Source organism: Streptomyces sp. NPDC006529, from assembly GCF_040611795.1.
Lineage (GTDB): Bacteria > Actinomycetota > Actinomycetes > Streptomycetales > Streptomycetaceae > Streptomyces.
The window spans coordinates 58,242-78,829 of the sequence record NZ_JBEXPB010000007.1; the positions used below are offsets into that span (position 1 = coordinate 58,242).

Sequence of the window (20,588 nt, forward strand, 5' to 3'; positions counted from 1 at the left end):
TGAGGCAGGCCATGGCCCGCAGACCCACCATCAAGGACATCGCCCGCCAGGCCGGGGTGTCCGAAAGCGCCGTGTCCTTCGCGCTCAACGACCGCCCGGGCGTCTCCCAGGACACCCGCGCCCGGATCCGGCGCGTCGCCGAGGAACTGGGCTGGCAGGCCAGCATCGCGGCCCGCGCCCTGTCCGGCGAACGCTCCGGCGCCGTCGGCCTGGTCCTGCCCCGGCCCGCGCACACCCTCGGCGTCGAGTCGTTCTTCCTCCAGCTGGTCTCCGGAATACAGGAGGTCCTGGCCGCCCAGCGCACGGCCCTGCTCTTCCAGGTGGTCGACGACCTCGACGCCGAATGCGCCCTCTACCGCCGCTGGTGGGCCGAACGCCGGGTCGACGGCGTGCTCGTCGTCGACCCGCGCACGGACGACCCCCGCCCGGCGCTCCTCGACGGGCTGGGCCTGCCCGCCGTCACCGTCGGCGCGCCCGGCGGCCCCGGACCGGCCGTGCTCTCCTCGGTCTGGGCCGACGACGCCGGGGCGATGGCCCGCGTCCTGGACCACCTGCACGCCCTCGGCCACCGCCGGATCACTCACATCGCGGGCCTGCCCGGGCTCGCCCACACCGAGCGCCGGATCGCCTCGCTGCGCGCCGAGGCGGACCGGCGCGGGCTCACCCCGGCCGAGGTGTCCTCGATCACCACCGACTACTCCGACGCCCAGGGCGCCGAGGCCACGCGGCGGGTGCTGCGCGGGCCGCTGCCGCCGACCGCCCTGGTCTACGACAACGACGTGATGGCGGTCGCCGGACTCGCCGTCGCCGCCGAGGCGGGCATCGCCGTGCCCGGCAGCCTGTCGGTGGTCGCCTGGGACGACTCGGCGCTGTGCAGGGTCACCCACCCCCGGCTGACCGCGCTGGTCCGCGACACCGCCGCCTTCGGCCGGCTCGCCGCCGAGGAGCTCCTCGCGGTCCTCGCGGGCGGCGCGCCGCGGGCCCGGCAGGGGGAGCAGCCGAGGCTGGAGCCCCGTGAGAGTACGGCCCCGCCCACGGCGGCATACTGACGTACGAACCCCAGGAGCCTCCCGTGACCACTCCCGCCTCAGCCCTCCCGGCCCCGCCCCCCACGGCCGCCCGGGCCGCCGGGCCCACCGTCGCCCTCGACATCGGCGGTACGAAGATCGCCGGGGCGCTGGTGCACCCCGACGGCACGATGACCGCCACCACCCGGCGGCCCACCCCGCGCGGGACCGACGGGGAAGCCGTGATGGCGGCGGTCGCCGAGGTCGTCGCCGACCTCGCCGCCTCCCCGCAGTGGTCCTCGGCGGTGCGGTGCGGGATCGGCAGCGCGGGCCCCGTGGACACCTCGCGCGGCACGGTCAGCCCGGTGAACATCGGCGCCTGGCGGGAGTTCCCGGTCCTGGACCGGGTGGTCGCCGAGCTGGCCCGCCACGGAGCGGACCTGCCGACCGTCCTCGCGGGCGACGGCGTGGCCATGACCGCGGGCGAACACTGGCTGGGCGCGGCCCGCGGGCACGCCAACGCCCTGTGCATGGTCGTCTCCACCGGCGTCGGCGGCGGCCTGATCCTGAACAACCAGCTCCACCCCGGCCCCACCGGCAACGCCGGACACATCGGCCACATCAGCGTCGCCTTCGACGGCGACCCGTGCGTCTGCGGCGGACGCGGCTGCGTGGAATCCCTCGCCTCCGGCACCGCCATCGCCCGCCGCGCCCTGGACCAGGGCTGGACCCCCGGGCCCGGCGCGGACCGCAGCGCCGCGGGCGTCGCGGCGGCAGCCGACGCGGGCGATCCCGTCGCCCTGGCCGCCTACGACCGGGCGGGCCGCGCCCTGGCCGCCGCCATCGCGGCCACCGCCACCCTGGTCGAGACGGACATCGTGGTCATCGGCGGCGGCGTCGCGGCCGCCGGGGACACCCTCTTCGGCCCGGTCCGGGCCCACTTGGCCTCGTACGCCACCCTGTCCTTCGTCCAAGGGCTGAAGGTCGTCCCGGCCGCCCTCGGCACGCACGCGGGCCTCATCGGCGCGGCCGCCTCGGCGGCCATGCTGCTTCCCGCCGGGAGCTGACCGGCAGCGTCAGGGCTTGACCGACCGGTAGTACCGGCGGGCGCCCTCGTGCAGGTCCAGCGGCTCCGTGTAGATCGCCGTCCGCAGGTCCACGAGCTGCGCCGCGTGCACCTCGTGGCCGATCCGGTCCCGGCTGTCGATCACGGTCCGGGTGAACCGCTCGGTCAGCTCCGCGCCGGTGCGGTCCGTGGTGACCAGCAGGTTCGGCACCGCCAGGGTCGCCACCGCCGAGGTGTTGCGGGCCCGCGCGTAGGCGTCCTGCGGCATCACCGCGGCGCGGTAGTAGTGCGTCGGACTGCCTGCGTTCTGCAGCTCGGGCACCAGGTCGCCGAGCGGCACCAGCCGGATCTCGAAGCGCTCCGAGAGCCCCCGCACCGCGCTGGTCGGCAGCCCGCCCGACCAGAAGAACGCGTCGATCCGCCCCGCCTCCAGCTCCGCGGGCATCGTGTCGATGCCGATCGGCACGGCCGTGACGTCTCGCTCCGGATCCAGCTTCGCCGCCGCCAGCATCCGGTCGGAGATCAGCCGCACCCCGGACCCCGGCTGGCCGACCGCGACCCGCCTGCCCCGCAGGTCCTTGGTCGACTGGATCTTCGACACCGCCGGGACCACCAGCTGCACGTAGTCGTCGTAGAGCCGCGCGACCCCGCGCAGGCGGTCCGCCCCCGGCTTCCCGTCCCGCTGGTACTTGGCCACCGCGTCCGCGGTGGCCACCGTGAAGTCCGCCTGGCCGTTGGCCACCCGCTCCAGGTTCTGCTGCGAGCCCTCGCTGGTCACCAGCCGTACGTCGACCCCCGGCACGTCGGTCGCGAGCTCCTGCTGGAGCAGCTCCCCGTAGCGCTGGTACACCCCGCTGCGCACGCCCGTACTGAAGACCAGCGTCCCGCGCAGCTCCTGCTGCCCGAACGGCCACAGCCACCAGAGCAGCAGGCCGGTCCCGGCCAGCACGGCCACCAGGCCCCGCAGCGCGCGGCGCCTGCCGACCGGGTCCAGTGCGAGGGGCATGGCGGCGATCCTGCCAGCCGACCGGCGTCCTGTCACGGTGCGCCGAGCGCCTACCCTTGTCACATGAGCAGCGCGGAGCCGGGTGGAGCAGTGGACGTCATGGAAGCCAAGGGCACGTACGAGGTGCGCACGTACGGGTGCCAGATGAACGTGCACGACTCCGAGCGGCTCTCGGGCCTGCTGGAGGACGCCGGGTACGTCCGCGCGCCCGAGGGCTCCGACGGCGACGCCGACGTCGTGGTCTTCAACACCTGCGCCGTCCGCGAGAACGCCGACAACAAGCTGTACGGCAACCTCGGCCGCCTCGCGCCCATGAAGACCAAGCGCCCCGGCATGCAGATCGCCGTCGGCGGCTGCCTCGCCCAGAAGGACCGCGACACCATCGTCCAGCGGGCCCCCTGGGTCGACGTGGTGTTCGGCACGCACAACATCGGCAAGCTGCCGGTGCTCCTGGAGCGCGCCCGCATCCAGGAGGAGGCGCAGATCGAGATCGCCGAATCGCTGGAGGCGTTCCCCTCCACGCTGCCGACCCGCCGCGAGTCCGCCTACGCGGCCTGGGTCTCGATCTCCGTCGGCTGCAACAACACCTGCACCTTCTGCATCGTCCCGGCGCTGCGCGGCAAGGAGGAGGACCGCCGCCCCGGCGACATCCTCGCCGAGATCGAGGCCCTCGTCGCCGAGGGCGTATCCGAGATCACCCTCCTCGGCCAGAACGTCAACGCCTACGGCTCCGGCATGGGCGACCGCGAGGCCTTCTCGAAGCTGCTGCGCGCCTGCGGGAAGATCGAGGGCCTGGAGCGGGTCCGCTTCACCTCGCCGCACCCGCGCGACTTCACGGACGACGTGATCGCGGCGATGGTCGAGACCCCGAACGTGATGCCGCAGCTGCACATGCCGATGCAGTCCGGTTCGGACACCATCCTGAAGGCGATGCGCCGCTCCTACCGGCAGGACCGGTTCCTCGGCATCATCGAGAAGGTCCGCGCCGCCATTCCGCACGCGGCCATCTCCACCGACATCATCGTGGGCTTCCCCGGCGAGACCGAGGAGGACTTCCAGCAGACGATGCACGCCGTGCGCGAGGCCCGCTTCGCGAACGCCTTCACCTTCCAGTACTCCAAGCGGCCCGGGACCCCGGCGGCCGACATGGAGGGGCAGATCCCCAAGGAGGTCGTCCAGGAGCGCTACATGCGCCTGGTCGCCCTCCAGGAGGAGATCTCCTGGGAGGAGAACAAGAAGCAGGTCGGCCGGACCCTGGAGGTCATGGTCGCGGAGGGCGAGGGCCGCAAGGACGGGGCCACGCACCGGCTGTCCGGGCGCGCGCCCGACAACCGCCTGGTCCACTTCACGAAGCCCGACGAAGAGGTCCGCCCCGGTGACGTGGTGACGGTGGACATCACCTACGCCGCCCCGCACCACCTCCTGGCCGAGGGCCCGACGGGCGCGGTGCGGCGCACCCGCGCGGGCGACGCCTGGCAGAAGCGGAACGCCGCCCCCGCCCAGCCTGCGGGCGTCATGCTCGGCATCCCCACCCTGGGCGTCCCGACCCCCCTCCCTGCCACCCCCTCGCCCTGCGCGACCCCCACCCCCTGACGGCCCCACCCCCGGCCCCGGCGATGCGGTGGCCCCACGCCGGGGACCGCCTCAAACGCCGGCGAGGCTGAATCGTGCCCGCGCCGCGGGTCGCCTCCGGCGGCGCCTCAAACGCCGGCGGGGCTGATGTGTGCCTTCCCGCCGTACGTCGAGTGCGGCCACTCGCTGGGCGAATCCAGCCCGCCGGGGCCAGCTCCAGCCCCGCCGGCGTTTGAGGCGCCGCCGGAGGCACCCGGAGCGAAAGCCGGGCACGCGCTCTGGCTGCCCACGGTTCACGGTTGAGTCCGGCGGCCGGGCTTTGCTCTGCCCGCCCGCCGGGGCCAAATCCAGCCCCGCCGGCGTTTGAGGCGCCGCCGGAGGCAGCCGCAGGCGGAAGCCGGGCATCGTGCTGCCCACCCCGGGGCCTCCCGGGCGAGGCCGTGCCCGGGGGTCGGCGTACCCACTCCAGCCTCGCCGGCGTTTGAGGCGCCGCCGGAGGCAGCCCGGGCGGAAGCCGGGCATCGCGCCTGCCGCCCACCGGCACCGCAACGGGCACGGGCTCGGCCCGACCCCGCGTCGCGGGCGGCGCCGGATGCGGACCCCGGCCAGGGGACCGGCGGAGCCGGAAGGGACCGCCACCCCCCGCCGCACGGCCGCTACGCTTCGATCATGCTCGTAGCCGCAGCCGTCTGCCCCGCCCCGCCCCTCCTCGTGCCCGCGGTGGCCGCCGGAGCCGCCGGTGAACTCGCCGACGCCCGCACAGCCTGCTCCGACGCCCTCGCGGTGCTCGCCGCCTCCCGCCCCGACCGGCTGGTCGTGGTCGGCCACGCCGACCCGGGCGCGGGGGGCCCGTACCCGCAGGGAACCCCCGGCGGCTTCCACGGCTTCGGCGTCGAGAGCGACGTACGCCTGGGTGAGGGCGAGGCCGACGCCCCGCAGGACACGCGCCCGCTCCCCGCCCCCCTGGCCGTCGCCGCCTGGCTGCTGCACCACACCGCCTGGTCCGGCGCCCCCGTCGAGGGCCTCGGCGTGGAGGAGCACCTGGACACCGCCCACTGCCTGGCGGCGGGCCGCGAGCTGGCCGCCCGCGCCGACCGGGTCGCCCTGCTGGTCGTGGGCGACGGCAGCGCCTGCCGGACCCTCAAGGCCCCCGGCTACCTGGACGACCGGGCTGCCGCCTTCGACGAGGCCGCCGCCCGCGCCCTCGGCAGCGCAGACGTGGCCGCCCTGACCGCCCTCGACGCGGGCCTGGCGGCCGAGCTCAAGGCCGCGGGCCGGGCCCCCTGGCAGGTGCTGGCCGGCGCCGCCGAGGACGCGGGCCTGGAAGGCCGCCTGCTGTACGAGGACGCTCCGTACGGCGTCGGCTACTTCGTCGCCGCCTGGTCCTAGCCCTCAGAGCCGAACGGGTGAGCGGCACCCCGACCTGACATACAAAAGGGGCGCGGGGAAGTCCCCGCGCCCCTTTCCCGGATCACGTCAGGCAGACGCCGGCGGTGTCGGCCCGCCGGGGCTGTCCTTGTGCGCGACCTTGCCCAGGGCGTCCTTCGCCTTGCCCGTGCCGGAGGAGATCTGGCCGCTGTACTTGCCCTTGGTCTTGGAGTCCACGACCTTGGCGACCTTGTCCAGACCCTCGCCGATCCTGCCCTCGTGCTGCTGCGCGAGGTCACCCAGCTTGTCCTTGGCCGGCGTGAGCTTGGCCTTCAAATTGTCCAGCAGGCCCATGGGACACCTTCCAGTCGCAGTGACTCCTACGTGCGGGCGCCCTCACCGGCCTCGCTGTCCGCGGCTTCCTCCGCACACTGCTGCTTGGGGATCTCCACGCCCTCCGGCGCGGGGGTCTCCGTCGCGGCCGCGGGGGCCTCGTCGCTCACCGCGGCCTCTACCGCTGCGGCCGACTCGGCACCCTCCGCCGGAGCGTCGGCCGTAGCCTCCGCGGTCTTCCGGCGAAACCGATCAAAAACGCCCATGTCTACTCCCATAACGTTACTCGTGCGGGTGAAGTTCCGCCTCGGCCGGACCGGCCGCAGCCGGGCGCACGCCGGGCGGAACCTCGCCAGGGCAACGACCCCGTTCGCGGCCCGTCACGTAGCTCGATCGGGTACACGCCCGGGGGTTTGCGAGACTGGGACGGTGAGAAGCCCAGCCCCCGCACCGCGGGTCATCGCCGTCGTCGGCCCCACGGCAGCCGGAAAGTCCGATCTGGGCGTCGCCCTGGCCCGCCGTTTCGACGGCGAAGTCGTCAACGCCGACTCCATGCAGCTCTACCGTGGGATGGACATCGGGACCGCCAAACTGACGCCCGCCGAGCGCGGTGGCGTCGTCCACCGCCTCCTCGACGTCTGGGACGTGACGGAGACCGCCAGCGTCGCCGAGTACCAGCGCCTCGCGCGGATCGAGATCGACCGGCTGCTCGCCGAAGGGCGCACGCCCGTCCTCGTCGGCGGCTCCGGGCTGTACGTCCGCGGCGCCCTGGACGCCATGGAGTTCCCCGGGACCGACCCCGAGGTCCGCGCGCGGCTGGAGGAAGAGGTCACCCTGCGCGGCCCCGGCGCCCTGCACGCCCGCCTCGCCGCCGCCGACCCGGCCGCCGCCCTCGCGATCCTGCCGAGCAACGGCCGCAGGATCGTCCGGGCCCTGGAGGTCATCGAGATCACCGGACGCCCGTACACGGCGAACCTGCCCGGCCACGAGTCTGTCTACGACACCGTGCAGATCGGCGTGGACGTGGCCCGGCCCGAGCTGGACGAGCGGATCGCCCTGCGCGTGGACCGGATGTGGGAGGACGGGCTCGTCGAGGAAGTGCGGGCCCTGGAGGCCCGGGGGCTGCGCGAAGGGGTCACCGCCTCCCGGGCGCTCGGCTACCAGCAGGTGCTGGACGCGCTGGCGGGACGCTGCACCGAAGCGGAGGCCAAGGCCGAAACCGTCCGCGCCACCAAGCGGTTCGCCCGCAGGCAGGACTCCTGGTTCCGCCGGGACCCGCGGGTGCACTGGCTCAGCGGCGCGGCGTCCGACCGCGGGGAACTCCCCGGACTCGCGCAGTCGTTGGTCGAACGAGCGGTCACAGCCTGATCACGTGATGGCATCGGGACGCTCCGGGCGCCTGTTCGGGGGCCGGGGGCGTGCCATCATCAAACTCCGGCCGGTGTGGACACCGGCGGTGATCAACAGCGTACGAAGTCCGAGTGGGGAGGGCGCGTGGCGATGGAGGCCGGCCCTCGAGACACCGGGCGGGACAGCGACCGGCAGGAAACGGATCCGCTGCTTCAGGGCGGACTCGGCCTGCCCGCCGAACCGGTGCGGTTGACTCCCGACGGCCCGGACGGGCCCGACGTGCTCGCGGGCCTGGACGGTCTGGCGGGCATCGACGGCCGCCCGGGCGGCCTGGACGACCTGCCCGGCCTGTCCGGCCTCGACAGCGCGGACGCCGCGGCCGCCCAGGCCCCCGAGTTCGAGGTCGAACTGCGCCCGCAGCGGCGCCTGCGGATCTGGCAGATCGCGCCCATCGTGATCCTGGCCGCCGCCGGATCCCTGATGTTCGCCTTCCCGCTCGCCTTCGAGTTCGGGGACGGCGGAGCCGTCGTCGCCATGCTGGGACTGCTGATCAGCTCCTGCGCCGGAGGCTGGGGCATGATGGCCGCCCGCCGCGTCGGCTACACCTGGCCGGGGCTCCCGGCCCGCGGCTCCGGCCGCCGCCCGGACTGGCGCATCGCCGCCCTCTACGCGCTGGTCGTCCTGACCGTCGTCGCCCTGGCCGTCCTGCGCGTGGCCCGGCTCCGCTGACCCCTCGCGCGGCGAGGGTTTGTACGATGTGGACGTGACCACCACCTCCGCGCCGCTGGCGTTCCTCAAGGGCCACGGAACCGAGAACGACTTCGTGATCGTCCCGGACCCGGACAACGCCATCGAGCTGCCCGCCGCCGCCGTCGCCCGGCTCTGCGACCGCCGGGCCGGGATCGGTGGTGACGGAGTGCTGCACGTGGTGCGCTCCGCCGCGCACCCCGAGGCCCGGTCGATGGCCGACGAGGCCGAGTGGTTCATGGACTACCGCAACGGGGACGGTTCCGTCGCCGAGATGTGCGGCAACGGCGTCCGCGTCTTCGCCCGCTACCTCCAGCACGCCGGGTACGCCGAGGCCGGCGACCTGTCCGTCGCCACCCGCGGCGGGGTCAAGCGCGTCCACCTCCACAAGGACGGCGCCGTCACCGTCGCCATGGGGCGCGCGGCCCTCCCCGAGGGCGAGGTCACCGTGGCGGTCGGTGCGAAGAACTGGCCCGCCCGCAACGTGAACATGGGGAACCCGCACGCCGTCGCCTTCGTTGAATCCCTCGACGACGCCGGGAACCTGCTCACCGCCCCCGCCTTCACCCCGGCGTCCGCCTACCCGACGGGGGTCAATGTCGAGTTCGTCGTCGACCGCGGCCCCCGGCACGTCGCCATGCGCGTCCACGAGCGCGGCTCCGGCGAGACCCGCTCCTGCGGTACCGGCGCCTGCGCGGTCGCCGTGGCCACCGCCCGCCGCGACGGGGCCGACCCCGCCGTCACCGGCGAGCCGGTCACGTACACCGTCGACCTGCCCGGCGGCACCCTGCTCATCACCGAACACCCCGACGGTTCGGTGGACATGACCGGACCGGCCGTCATCGTGGCCGCGGGCGAGTTCGATCCGGCCTGGCTCACCGAAACGGCTTTCGGCTAGAGCTTCCCTCTAATGGGTGATCCGTTTCACGCTGTGCGGGAGCTGGACTGCGCCACGTGGTGGGGTCGGTAGCATCAGGCACCGGCCCTGAGGGCTCACCGCATGCCCACCACCGCCGGTCGAAGCCGCCGGAGGTGCCCCATGAGTGCAGAGGCCACGAACCCCGACGCACGCCCCGAGTTCCGCAGACGTGACCGGACCCGGCTCGATCTGCTCCGGCTGGGACGTGCGGCCCTGCTCGGGCCGACGTCCCGGGACCGGCTCCCCGATGCCATCGGCCACGTCGCCGAAGCCCACCGCGCCCACTATCCGGACGCGGACCTGTCCGTACTGCGCCGCGCCTACATGCTCGCCGAGAGCTCGCACCGCGGCCAGATGCGCAAGAGCGGCGAGCCCTACATCACCCACCCCCTCGCCGTCACTCTGATCCTGGCCGAACTCGGCGCCGAGACCACCACGTTGACGGCCTCCCTCCTCCACGACACCGTCGAGGACACCGACGTGACCCTCGATCAGGTCCGCGCGGAGTTCGGCGAGGAGGTCTGCTTCATCGTCGACGGCGTCACCAAGGTCGAGCGGATCGACTACGGCGCCGCCGCCGAACCCGAGACCTTCCGCAAGATGCTCGTCGCCACCGGCAACGACGTCCGCGTGATGTCCATCAAGCTCGCCGACCGGCTGCACAACATGCGCACCCTCGGCGTGATGCGCCCGGAGAAACAGGTCCGCATCGCCAAGGTCACCCGGGACGTCCTCATCCCGCTCGCCGAACGGCTCGGCGTCCAGGCCCTCAAGACCGAGCTGGAAGACCTCGTCTTCGCGATCCTGCATCCCGAGGAGTACGAGCGCACGCGCGCCCTCATCGCCGCCCACGCGGGCGAGCGCGACCCGCTCCCCGGCATCGCCGACTCCGTCCGCGCGGTCCTGCGCGAATCCGGCATCCAGGCCGAAGTACGGATCCGCCCCCGCCACTTCGTCTCCGTCCACCGCATCTCCCTCACCCGCGGCGAACCGCGCGGCTCCGACTTCGGCCGCCTCCTCGTGCTCGTCGCCGAGAACGCCGACTGCTACGGGGTGCTGGGGGAGCTGCACACCTGCTTCACCCCGGTCGTCTCCGAGTTCAAGGACTTCATCGCGGTACCCAAGTTCAACCTCTACCAATCCCTGCACACCGCCATCGCCACGCCCGAGGGCAGCGTCGCCGAGGTCATCGTCCGCACCCACCGCATGCACCGGGTCGCCGAGGCCGGAGTCGTCGCCCTCGGCAACCCCTACACCTTCGGGGAGGGCGGAGCCGTCGGCTCCCCGGCCGGCGCCGGCGACGGCGAGGGCGACGAGGAGCGGATCGACCCCACCCGGCCCGGCTGGCTCTCCCGGTTGCTCGACTGGCAGCAGGCGGTGCCGGACCCCGACACGTTCTGGAGCTCGCTGCGCGCCGAGCTGGCCCAGGACCGCGAGATCACCGTCTTCCGGGCCGACGGCGGGGGCGCCGACGGCACGATCAGCCTGCCCGCCGGGGCCACCTGTATCGACGCGGCCTACGCCCAGTACGGCGAGGCCGCGCACGGCTGTATCGGCGCCCGGGTCAACGGGCGCCTCACCTCGCTGGCCACCCGGCTGGCCGACGCCGACACCGTGCAGCTGCTGCTCGCGCACGACGCCTCCTCCGGGCCCGCCGCCGACTGGCTCGACCACGCGCGCACCCCGGCCGCCCGGATCGCCATCAGCACCTGGCTCCAGTCCCATCCCGCCGCGGTCAAGCCGCCCACCGCGCCGCCCCGGGCGCCGCTGCCGATGGTGAGCCTGCGGCCCGGCGGGCGCAACGCCGTCGCGGACCTGCCGGACGCGCCCGTCCGGCTCGCGGGCTGCTGCACGCCGGTGCCGCCCGACGCGGTCGCCGGGTTCGTCGTACGGGGCGGGGCGGTCACGGTGCACCGGATCGCCTGCCCGGCCGTCCAGCAGATGCGCTCCGTGGGCCGGACCCCGGTCGCCGTGCACTGGCGGGCCACCACCGACTGCCGGGTGACCCTGGTCGCCGAATCGTTCGGCCGGCCCCACCTGCTGGCCGATCTCACCGAAGCCATCGCCCACGAGGGCGTCGAGGTCATCTCGGCCACCGTCGAACCGCCCGTCGAGCAGCGCGTCCGGCACACCTACACCCTTCACCTGCGCGACGCGACCGGGCTGCCGGGGCTGATGCGGGCCATGCGGGACGTGCCGGGGGTCTACGACGTGAGCCGCGTGTAGCGCGCGCCGGGGGAGATGCGCGGCGGCTGACGGGGCGCGGGGGCGCGTACGCGAGGGGGCGGGCGGGGGCGCGTACCGACGGGGCGGGGGCGCGTACCGAGGGGCCCGGTACGGAGGCGGAGTCACCCCTTCGGGTGGGGCCGTCCGGGTCCCCGACGCGTCGCGCGGGGACGTGCGGCGGGCGCTGGTATGCGGTGGGGATGCGCCTCACCTCCTCCCGCCCGCGCGCCGCCCTGCTCGCCGCGGCCTCCCTCACCCTCGTCGCCGCCGTGCTGCCCCCGCCGACCGCGCTGGGCATCGGCGACCGGCTCTTCCCGGAGCTGGGCAACCCCGGCTACGACGTCCGCTCGTACGACCTGTCCTTCACGTACAAGGACAACCGCACCCCGCTCGACGCGGTCACCGTCATCAATGCCCGCACGCTGACGTCGCTGGAGCGGATCAACCTCGACTTCACCCGCGGCACGGTCCTGTCCGCCGAGGTCAACGGCCGGCCCGCGCCCTTCGCGAGCACCGGGGAGGACCTCGTCCTGACCCCCGAGCACACCCTCGCCGCCGATGCGCCGCTGCACATCACCATCCACCACACCAGCGACCCGCGCGGGGGCGGGGACGGCGGCTGGGTCACCACCGCGGACGGCCTGGCGATGGCCAACCAGGCGGACGCGGCCCACCGGGTCTTCCCCTGCAACGACCACCCCGCCGACAAGGCCTTCTTCACCTTCCACATCACCGCCCCGAACGGGACCACCGCGGTCGCCAACGGCCTGCCGGTCCTCTCGGCGGGCCGCTCCGCCGGTGCGACCACCTGGACCTACCGCACCGTGCACCCCATGGCGACCGAGCTGGCCCAGGTCTCGCTCGGGGCCTCTTCGGTGGTCCACCGCGAGGGACCGCACGGGATGGAACTGCGCGACGTCGTCCCCACCGCGGACCGGGCACGGCTGGAGCCCTGGCTGAAGAAGACCCCCGACCAGATCGCGTGGATGGAGAAGCGGGTCGGCCGCTACCCCTTCGAGACGTACGGGGTGCTGATCGCCCACGCCAGCACCGGCTTCGAGCTGGAGACCCAGACCCTCTCGCTCTTCGAACGCGGCATCTTCACCGGGCCCGGCTACCCCGAGTGGTACGTCGAGTCGATCATGGTCCACGAGCTGGCCCACCAGTGGTTCGGCGACAGCGTCAGCCCCCGCACCTGGTCCGACCTGTGGCTCAACGAAGGACACGCCACCTGGTACGAGGCGCTGTACGCCGACGGCCTCGGCACCTACTCCCTGGAACGCCGCATGCGCGAGGCGTACCAGCGCTCCGACCAGTGGCGGGCGGCGGGCGGCCCCCCGGCCGCGCCCAAGGCGGCGGCGCCCGGGCAGAAGATCGGACTGTTCCGCCCGGTGGTCTACGACGGAGCCGCCCTGATCCTCTACGCACTGCGCCAGGAGATCGGCGCGGCCGCCTTCGAGCAGGTCGAGCGCCGCTGGGTGAGCGAGCACGCCGACGGGGTGGCGGGTACGGACGATTTCGTACGGCTGGCCTCGGACGTGGCGGGGCGGGACCTGGCCGCCTTCCTGAGGCCGTGGCTGTACGGGAAGACCACGCCGCCCATGCCCGGACATCCGCAATGGAGCGCCCCGAAGGCCGGCTGACGGGACCGGGCAGGGGGAAAAGGGTGTGACTGCCGGGGAACGGGCATGTCACCATCGACAGGTCGGCGACGCGGCCGCCGGACCGGGTGCCCCGTAGGGAATCTCCGGCCGGTGTGACACGTTGTACGTACAGGCCGCGCTCCCACCCCGTGGGCGGCGCGGGAACCATCCGAAAACGACGTAAGGATCCAATGACCTCCTCTTCTTCCCCTTCCCAGGACGCGCAGGACTCGCCCGCGGCGAAGGACGCGCAGAGCTTCACCGAGAGCCTTCGGGCCGATGCCCTGATGGAAGAGGACGTCGCCTGGAGCCACGAGATCGACGGCGAGCGTGACGGCGAGCAGTTCGAGCGCTCCGAGCGCGCGGCGCTGCGCCGCGTCGTCGGCCTCTCCACCGAACTCGAAGACGTCACCGAGGTCGAGTACCGCCAGCTCCGCCTGGAGCGCGTGGTCCTCGTCGGCGTGTGGACGACCGGCACCGTGCAGGACGCGGACAACTCCCTCGCGGAGCTGGCCGCGCTCGCCGAGACCGCGGGCGCCCTCGTGCTCGACGGCGTCATCCAGCGCCGCGACAAGCCCGATCCGGCCACTTTCATCGGTTCCGGCAAGGCGCGGGAGCTGCGCGACATCGTCACCGAGACGGGTGCGGACACCGTCGTCTGCGACGGCGAACTCAGCCCCGGCCAGCTCATCGCCCTCGAAGACGTCGTCAAGGTCAAGGTGGTCGACCGGACCGCCCTGATCCTCGACATCTTCGCCCAGCACGCCAAGTCCCGAGAGGGCAAGGCCCAGGTCGCGCTCGCGCAGATGCAGTACATGCTGCCGCGACTGCGCGGCTGGGGTGCCTCGCTCTCCCGGCAGATGGGTGGCGGCGGCGGTGGCGGCATGGCCACGCGCGGTCCCGGTGAGACCAAGATCGAGACCGACCGGCGCCGGATCCGCGAGAAGATGGCGAAGATGCGCCGCGAGATCGCGGACATGAAGACCGGCCGGGACATCAAGCGGCAGGAACGGCGCCGAAACAAGGTTCCCTCGGTCGCCATCGCCGGCTACACCAACGCGGGCAAGTCCTCGCTGCTCAACCGCCTCACGGGCGCGGGCGTTCTGGTGGAGAACTCGCTGTTCGCCACCCTCGATCCGACCGTGCGCCGGGCCGAGACGCCGAGCGGCCGGATCTACACCTTGGCCGACACCGTCGGCTTCGTCCGGCACCTGCCCCACCACCTCGTCGAGGCGTTCCGCTCCACGATGGAGGAGGTCGGCGACTCCGACCTCATCCTGCACATCGTGGACGGCTCGCACCCGGCGCCGGAGGAGCAGCTGGCGGCGGTGCGCGAGGTGATCCGCGAGGTCGGCGCCGTCAAGGTGCCCGAGATCGTGGTCATCAACAAGGCGGACGCCGCGGACCCGCTGGTCCTGCAGCGCCTGCTGCGCATCGAGCGGCACTCCATCGCCGTCTCGGCCCGCACGGGCCAGGGCATCGAGGAACTGCTCGCACTGATCGACCGCGAACTGCCGCGACCCGAGGTCGAGGTGGAGGCGCTCGTGCCGTACACCCACGGCGGTCTGATCGCCCGGGCACACGCCGAAGGCGAGGTCATCTCCGAGGAGCACACCCCGGAGGGCACCCTGCTGAAGGCGCGGGTCCATCAGGAACTGGCGGCGGACCTCGCTCCGTACGTCCCCGCGAAGCACTGACCGACGGCGCGACCCGGTAGCACCGGCGACGTCACCAACAGGGAGGGCCCCCGCACCGCGGGGGCCCTCCCTGTTGTCGGCACCTACTGCTTGACCACGTCCGCTACTTGACCGTGTCGGCTACTTGAACTTGCCGCTCACCGCGTCGAAGACGCCCTTCGCCTCCGGACCCAGCCGCGGGCCGGCCAGCCAGCCCGCCTTGACCGGACCGATCGAGGTGTTGGACACCAGCGCGCGCTTGCCGTCGGCGCCCGTGGCGACCCAGCCGCCACCCGAGGAACCGCCGGTCATGGTGCAGCCGATGCGGTACATCACCGGCGCCGACGCGGCCAGCGAGAACCGGCCCGGCTTGTCGGTGCACTGGTAGGCCTTCTGGCCGTCGAACGGCGTCGCCGCCGGGAAGCCGGTCGCCGTGATGCTCGCGACCTTGGCCACGGCCGGCGCGTTGAAGTCCACCGGGAGGGCCGAACCGACCGTCTCCTCCAGGGACTTGCGGCCGCCGCCCTCCTCCGGGGTCACGTGCAGGACCGCGAAGTCGTACGGAGCGCCCGCGCCGCCGGACGGACCGCCCTGGGCGATCCACTGGTCCGAGGTCTGCGCCCAGTCGCTCCACCACACGCCGTACGGCGCGACCTGCTCCCGGCTCGCGCCCTTGAGCTGCGCGGAGGACTTGCCGGAGTTGTTGTAGGAGGGCACGAAGGCGATGTTGCGGTACCAGCCGCCGCTCTTGCCCGCGTGCACGCAGTGGCCGGCCGTCCAGACCATGTTGGACTTGCCGGGGTGCGCCGGGTCCTTGACCACGGTCGCCGAGCAGACCATCGAGCCCTCGGGGCCGTCGAAGAAGACCTTGCCGGCCTCCGGGACGCTCTGGTGGAAGGGCGGAGCGGCCGCCTTCGCGGTGACCGGCGCGGGCGCGGGGTCGGTGACGCCCTGGTCCGCGCCGATGTTCGGGTCGGTGACCGGGCGGTCCGGCGGGACGTCGGCGTCACGCATGCGGTCCGGGTCCCACAGGCCCGCGATGATGGGGTTGATGTAGTCGCCCGCCTCGCGGAGCCAGTCGTCCTTCTTCCAGTTCTTCCACTCGCCCCCCTTCCACTTGTCCATGTCGAAGCCGTGCTGCTTGAGCTTGTCCTTGAGCTCGTCCGGGATCTTGATGGTGCCGGATCCGGACGGAAGGCTCGCCGCAGCGGTCGGCTTGGCGTCGCCGCCGGCCTCACCGTTGCCGGGTCCGCAGGCCGCGGCGGTCAGCGCGAGCGCGGCCGCGCACAGTACGGCGGTGACCGGTCGGTTCGGTCGTCGCATGTCGTGAATCCCCCTGGGTGGGTCGAGGCGTGGAGTGCAGCCCCCCACTATGCCGATGCCCTGGGGGACGACACCGGGCGGGGCGGCGGTTGCGGCTCGGACGGGCCCTCCCCGCAAGGATCTTGGCGCCCGCCCGTGATCAGCCGTCGTCATCGTCGTTGGTACGGGCGGGGGATGAGCGAACGGCGCTCGCGTGCGAGACGCGTTCCGCGAGCGAGCAGCCGAGCAACCGAGCACCTGAGCACGTGCGTACGCGACGACGACGTGACAGGGCGATCCGAGTGGGAGGACCGACACCCGTGGCCTTGACCGAGCCGGCCGCGGCGGTGGCACGAACCGCCCCCGTGCCGTTCGCCCCTGCCCCCGGCCCCGACCGCGACGACGCCCCTCACCCTGGGGCCACGACGGGCACGCCGTCCCAGGAGCCGGCGCCGCAGGGGGCAGGGTCGCCCGCGGCCGTACCGCCTGAGCCGGAACGGGACGAGCCGGAACCGGATGAGCCGGACGGTCGCGGGCCGGAAGCGCACGAACCCGAACGGCACTGGCAGCAAGCGCACGCCCCGGCCCCGCACGCTCCGGCCCCGCCCGACCCGCAAGCGCACGCCCCCGAAGGCGACCCGCACGCCCCCGAGCCGCACGTGCCCGCGCAGGGCGCACCGGGTGGGCGGTCCGGGTCCCAGGCCATCCTGCGCCGGCAGTCGCTCAGGGAGTCCGCCGCCCGGACCTACGCCCGCGCGCTGCCCATCGTCCCCGTCCGCGCCCGCGGGATGACGATCGAGGGCGCCGACGGCCGCCGGTACCTCGACTGCCTCTCCGGCGCCGGAACCCTCGCCCTGGGGCACAACCATCCGGTGGTGCTGGAGGCGATCCGCAAGGTCATCGACTCCGGCGCCCCCCTGCACGCCCTCGACCTGGCCACACCGGTCAAGGACGCCTTCACCACCGAGCTGTTCGCCCACCTGCCGCCCGCGCTGGCGGCCGACGCGCGGGTCCAGTTCTGCGGACCCGCCGGTACGGACGCGGTCGAGGCGGCCCTCACCCTCGTGCGCACCGCCACCGGGCGCACGGGTCTGCTCGCCTTCACCGGCGCCTACCACGGCATGACGGCCGGAGCCCTGGCCGCCTCCGGCGGGGCCCGGGACGTGACGGTGACCCGGCTGCCCTACCCCCGCGACCGCGACTGCCCGTTCGGCGTCGGCGGGGCCGAGGGCGCCCGGCTCGGGGCCCACTGGACCGAGAGCCTGCTGGACGACCCCAAGAGCGGCGTCCCCGCCCCCGCCGGCATGATCGTCGAACCGGTCCAGGGCGAGGGCGGGGTCATCCCGGCCCCGGACGCCTGGCTGCGGCGGATGCGCGAGATCACCGCGGCCCGCGGCATCCCGCTGATCGCCGACGAGGTGCAGACCGGCGTGGGGCGTACCGGCGCCTTCTGGGGGGTCGACCACGCCGGGGTGGTCCCGGACGTGATGGTGCTGTCCAAGGCGATCGGCGGCAGCCTGCCGCTCGCCGTGATCGTGTACCGGTCCGAACTGGACGTCTGGGAGCCGGGCGCCCACGCCGGCACCTTCCGCGGCAACCAGCTCGCCATGGCCGCGGGCACGGCCACCCTCGCCTTCGTCCGCCGTAACGGCCTGGCCACCCGCGCGGCCGAAGTCGGCGACCGCATGCTCACCGCCCTGCGCGCGCTGGCCGCCGAGCACCCCTGCATCGGCGACGTCCGCGGCCGCGGCCTGATGCTGGGCGTCGAACTCGTCGACCCCGAGGCCCGCGAGGCCCGCGCCACCCCCGAGCCCCACGTCACCGACGACCTCCTCGCGACCCCCGACGCCACGGTCGACGCCGGGTTCACGGCCGGCGCCGGGCCCGGGGTCGGCGCGGGGCCCACGGCCGGCTCAGGCGCCGCGTCCAGGTACGGAGCGGGACACCGTGCGGGATACGGGGCGGGACACCGGGCGGGAGCAGCGGGGGGTGGGGCCCCGCTCATCGCCGCGGCCGTGCGCCAGGAGTGCCTGGACCGGGGGCTCATCGTCGAGCTGGGCGGACGCCACTCCAGCGTCGTACGGCTGCTGCCCCCGCTCACGATCACCGACGAGCAGGCCGCCGCCGTCCTGGACCGCCTCGCCGACGCCCTGACCGCGGCCGCACGCACCCGGCACCCCCGAACCGCAGCACCGGGCCCCCGCTGACCGAGCCTCTCCAAGGAACCCCCGTGACCTCCACCCCCGATCCGCAGCCGCACCAGCCCCAGGACCCGGCCGACCGCACCCAGCCCCCCGCCGCGCCCCCGGGGTCGGTCCCCGGCCCGGCTCCCGAGGCCGTGGCACCGCAGGCCGCGGTGGCACCCCCGGCCACCGTCCCCCGGCAGAAGGACGGCACCCCCAGACCCTTCCCGGCACCCCTCGCCCCGGGAGCGGACGGGGCGGCCGGGAGGGGGGCGCCCGGAGCCGGCTCCGGCGCGGGCCTGTCCGGACCCGACCCGCTGGCCCTGCCCGACCTGCTGGACCACCCCGACCCGGCCATCGCGGCCGAAGCGGCGGCCGTGGAGAACCTGCTGCGGTGCTGGGTCCGCGAGAGCGGGACCGGCCGCCCCGTCGGGCCCCTCGGAACCCTGCTGCGCATCCCCCTCCCCGCCTCCGGCACGGCCCTGCTCGTCGCGGTGAGGCACTGGTCCCCGGCGGGCTGGCACCGCTTCTCCCCGGCCCGTCTCGAAGGGGCTCCGTCCGACGCCCCCGCGCTGGACGCCGTCACCCTCGCCGGACTCCTCGCCCGCGAAGGCGGCGGGCGAGGCGGCGCCGACCTGGTGGGCCGCGTCGCCGACTCGGTCCGCCGCACCGCCGAGTTCATTGCCGACCGGCGCGTGCGTCCCCTGGCCCCCGCTCCGGTCGCGGGAGACCTCTTCCTCACCGCCGAGCAGTCCCTCCTCCTCGGTCACCCCCTCCACCCCACCCCGAAGAGCCGCGAGGGACTCTCCGAGGCGGACATCCGCCGTTACTCACCCGAACTGCACGGCTCCTTCCCCCTGCACTGGACCGCCGTCGACCCCTCCGTCCTCGCCACCGACTCGGCGTGGACCGAACGCGGCCGCCTCGTCCCCGCCGAACGACTGCTCGCCCGCCTGGCCCCCAGGCTGCGGTTCCCCGACGGCACCACCCCCCTTCCCCTGCACCCCTGGCAGGCCCGTGACCTCTTCCAGCGCCCCGCCGTCGCCGCCCTCCTCGACGCGGGGCTCCTGCACGACCTCGGTCCGTACGGCGACCCCTGGTTCCCGACCTCCTCCGTCCGCACCGTCCACCGCCCCGGCGCCCCGGCGATGATCAAGCTGTCGCTGGGCCTGCGCATCACCAACTCCCGCCGGGAGAACCTCCGCAAGGAACTCCACCGCGGCGTCGAGGTGCACCGGCTGCTGCGCTCCGGCCTGGTCGAGGAGTGGCAGGCGATCCACCCCGGATTCGACATCGTGCGCGACCCCGCCTGGGTCGCCGTCGACGCCCCGGACGGCACCCCCGTCCCCGGCCTCGACGCCCTCCTGCGCCACAACCCCTTCCGTCCGGGCGACGACGCCGTCTGCGTCGCCGCACTCACCTCCCCCCGACCGAGGCCCGGCCGCACCACGATGCGTTCGCGCCTGTCCGACCTGATGGCCCGGCTCTCCCTCGCCACCGGACGCTCCGCATCCGCCGTCGCCGCCGAGTGGTTCCTGCGCTACCTCGACCACGTCGTCCTGCCGGTGCTGGCCCTCGACGCCCTTGCGGGCATCGCCCTCGAAGCGCACCAGCAGAACACCCTGGTCCTGCTCGACCCCGCGGGCTGGCCCGTCGGCGGCCGCTACCGCGACAACCAGGGCTACTACTTCCGCGACTCCCACCGCGCGGAACTGGAGCACCGGCTGCCCGGCATCGGCAGCGTCAGCGACACCTTCGTCTCCGACGCCGTCACCGACGAGCGCTTCGCCTATTACCTGGCCATCAACAACGTCTTCGGCCTGATCGGAGCCTTCGGTTCCCAGCGGCTCGCCGACGAGCGCGTCCTGCTCGCCGCCTTCCGTCGATTCCTCCACAAGGCAGCCGGCCTCGGGCCGCTCCCCGCGCAGCTCCTCGACTCACCCACCCTGCGGTGCAAGGCGAACCTGCTCACCCGCCTCGGAGGCCTCGACGAACTCGTCGGTCCCGTCGACACCCAGTCCGTCTACGTCACCATCGCCAACCCCCTTCACGACTGACACGCCTTTCCCGACTGACCCCCTTCACGACTGACACGCCTTTCCCGACTGACACCCGCTCCACGGCTGACGCGCCTTCCCGGCTGTCGCCCCCTCGCGACGAACACCCCCTTCACGACTGACGCGGAGAAGA

The 20,588-nt window shown here is 74.0% G+C and carries 16 protein-coding genes; 12 read left to right on the forward strand and 4 right to left on the reverse strand.

The genetic code is table 11. The features are described 5' to 3' along the window. The first annotated feature begins 11 nt into the window (after positions 1-11). Complete coding sequence (locus tag ABZY31_RS08205; RefSeq protein WP_356406080.1) at positions 12-1,049, forward strand: LacI family DNA-binding transcriptional regulator; 1,038 nt, start codon at positions 12-14, stop codon at positions 1,047-1,049. Between the two features lie 101 nt (positions 1,050-1,150). Then, positions 1,151-2,074 (forward strand): ROK family protein, encoded by a 924-nt coding sequence (locus ABZY31_RS08210; protein WP_356406303.1) that lies wholly within the window; start codon positions 1,151-1,153, stop codon positions 2,072-2,074. A gap of 9 nt (positions 2,075-2,083) precedes the next feature. On the opposite strand, the gene ABZY31_RS08215 is transcribed toward ABZY31_RS08210, so the two are convergent. Next, positions 2,084-3,079: a TAXI family TRAP transporter solute-binding subunit gene (locus ABZY31_RS08215; protein ID WP_356406082.1), complete on the reverse strand. Its 996-nt coding sequence runs from the start codon at positions 3,077-3,079 to the stop codon at positions 2,084-2,086. A gap of 99 nt (positions 3,080-3,178) precedes the next feature. Here ABZY31_RS08215 and miaB point away from each other — a divergent pair, with 99 nt between their 5' ends. Then, on the forward strand, positions 3,179-4,672 hold the full coding sequence (gene miaB, locus ABZY31_RS08220) for a tRNA (N6-isopentenyl adenosine(37)-C2)-methylthiotransferase MiaB (RefSeq protein WP_356406305.1): 1,494 nt from the start codon (positions 3,179-3,181) through the stop codon (positions 4,670-4,672). Between the two features lie 648 nt (positions 4,673-5,320). Further along, positions 5,321-6,040: a hypothetical protein gene (locus tag ABZY31_RS08225; protein ID WP_356406084.1), complete on the forward strand. Its 720-nt coding sequence runs from the start codon at positions 5,321-5,323 to the stop codon at positions 6,038-6,040. A gap of 87 nt (positions 6,041-6,127) precedes the next feature. Here ABZY31_RS08225 and ABZY31_RS08230 read toward each other — a convergent pair whose 3' ends face one another. Together ABZY31_RS08230 and ABZY31_RS08235 are read right to left on the reverse strand one after the other, a co-directional pair. After that, complete coding sequence (locus tag ABZY31_RS08230; protein ID WP_356406086.1) at positions 6,128-6,373, reverse strand: antitoxin; 246 nt, start codon at positions 6,371-6,373, stop codon at positions 6,128-6,130. Between the two features lie 26 nt (positions 6,374-6,399). Then, positions 6,400-6,522 (reverse strand): hypothetical protein, encoded by a 123-nt coding sequence (locus ABZY31_RS08235; RefSeq protein WP_356406088.1) that lies wholly within the window; start codon positions 6,520-6,522, stop codon positions 6,400-6,402. A gap of 259 nt (positions 6,523-6,781) precedes the next feature. Here ABZY31_RS08235 and miaA point away from each other — a divergent pair, with 259 nt between their 5' ends. From miaA to hflX, 6 genes are all read left to right on the forward strand, one after another. Next, a complete protein-coding gene (miaA, locus tag ABZY31_RS08240) occupies positions 6,782-7,720 on the forward strand; it encodes a tRNA (adenosine(37)-N6)-dimethylallyltransferase MiaA (protein WP_356406090.1) in 939 nt (312 codons plus the stop codon). Positions 7,721-7,852: 132 nt separating this feature from the next. Beyond that, the gene (locus ABZY31_RS08245) at positions 7,853-8,431 is read left to right on the forward strand and encodes a hypothetical protein (RefSeq protein WP_356406306.1); all 579 of its coding nucleotides are present in this window, start codon (positions 7,853-7,855) and stop codon (positions 8,429-8,431) included. Between the two features lie 34 nt (positions 8,432-8,465). Continuing rightward, positions 8,466-9,347 (forward strand): diaminopimelate epimerase, encoded by an 882-nt coding sequence (gene dapF, locus ABZY31_RS08250; protein ID WP_356406092.1) that lies wholly within the window; start codon positions 8,466-8,468, stop codon positions 9,345-9,347. Between the two features lie 141 nt (positions 9,348-9,488). Next, on the forward strand, positions 9,489-11,594 hold the full coding sequence (locus tag ABZY31_RS08255) for an HD domain-containing protein (protein ID WP_356406094.1): 2,106 nt from the start codon (positions 9,489-9,491) through the stop codon (positions 11,592-11,594). 200 nt (positions 11,595-11,794) lie between these two features. Then, positions 11,795-13,237 carry a M1 family metallopeptidase gene (locus tag ABZY31_RS08260; RefSeq protein ID WP_356406096.1) on the forward strand — a complete coding sequence of 481 codons (1,443 nt, stop codon included), beginning with the start codon at positions 11,795-11,797 and terminating at the stop codon, positions 13,235-13,237. 191 nt (positions 13,238-13,428) lie between these two features. Further along, positions 13,429-14,934: a GTPase HflX gene (gene hflX, locus ABZY31_RS08265; protein WP_356406098.1), complete on the forward strand. Its 1,506-nt coding sequence runs from the start codon at positions 13,429-13,431 to the stop codon at positions 14,932-14,934. A 120-nt stretch (positions 14,935-15,054) separates the two neighbouring features. Here the strand turns inward: hflX and ABZY31_RS08270 are convergent, their stop codons facing one another. Then, positions 15,055-16,236 (reverse strand): hypothetical protein, encoded by a 1,182-nt coding sequence (locus tag ABZY31_RS08270; protein WP_356406100.1) that lies wholly within the window; start codon positions 16,234-16,236, stop codon positions 15,055-15,057. A 638-nt stretch (positions 16,237-16,874) separates the two neighbouring features. Between ABZY31_RS08270 and ABZY31_RS08275 the strand changes: the two genes are divergently transcribed. After that, positions 16,875-18,422 carry a diaminobutyrate--2-oxoglutarate transaminase family protein gene (locus tag ABZY31_RS08275; RefSeq protein WP_356406102.1) on the forward strand — a complete coding sequence of 516 codons (1,548 nt, stop codon included), beginning with the start codon at positions 16,875-16,877 and terminating at the stop codon, positions 18,420-18,422. A gap of 131 nt (positions 18,423-18,553) precedes the next feature. Further along, the gene (locus tag ABZY31_RS08280; RefSeq protein ID WP_356406308.1) at positions 18,554-20,455 is read left to right on the forward strand and encodes an IucA/IucC family protein; all 1,902 of its coding nucleotides are present in this window, start codon (positions 18,554-18,556) and stop codon (positions 20,453-20,455) included. Positions 20,456-20,588 lie beyond the last annotated feature (133 nt).